Raw genomic sequence first — 473 nt, 5'->3', positions numbered from 1 at the left:
GCACCTTGGTCGATGCCACCATCATTGAGGCACCCAGCTCTACCAAGAACAAAGAGCAGCAACGCGATCCGGAGATGCATCAGACCAAGAAAGGCAATCAGTGGCACTTTGGCATGAAGGCCCACATTGGTGTCGATGCCAAGAGTGGCCTGACCCACAGCCTAGTCACCACCGCGGCCAACGAGCATGACCTCAATCAGCTGGGTAATCTGCTGCATGGAGAGGAGCAATTTGTCTCAGCCGATGCCGGCTACCAAGGGGCGCCACAGCGCGAGGAGCTGGCCGAGGTGGATGTGGACTGGCTGATCGCCGAGCGCCCCGGCAAGGTAAGAACCTTGAAACAGCATCCACGCAAGAACAAAACGGCCATCAAGGGGTCAGTTTGGAGATCGGAAATTTTTGTACGTTAAGCACATTATTTAACCAACTCAGATACGTAAGTGATTGATTTATCGTCAGTGGCTATCGCTTTT

General features: G+C 53.5%; 1 pseudogene. It reads left to right on the top strand.

Features of this window, described 5'->3' with window-relative positions:
• A pseudogene (locus M992_RS14310) lies at positions 1 to 398 on the top strand (IS5 family transposase); the annotation flags it as partial.
• Between the last annotated feature and the right edge of the window lie 75 nt (positions 399 to 473).

Source organism: Moellerella wisconsensis ATCC 35017, assembly GCF_001294465.1.
In the GTDB taxonomy this organism is placed as follows: domain Bacteria; phylum Pseudomonadota; class Gammaproteobacteria; order Enterobacterales; family Enterobacteriaceae; genus Moellerella; species Moellerella wisconsensis.
This window is presented reverse-complemented; position numbering and strand designations above follow the sequence as displayed.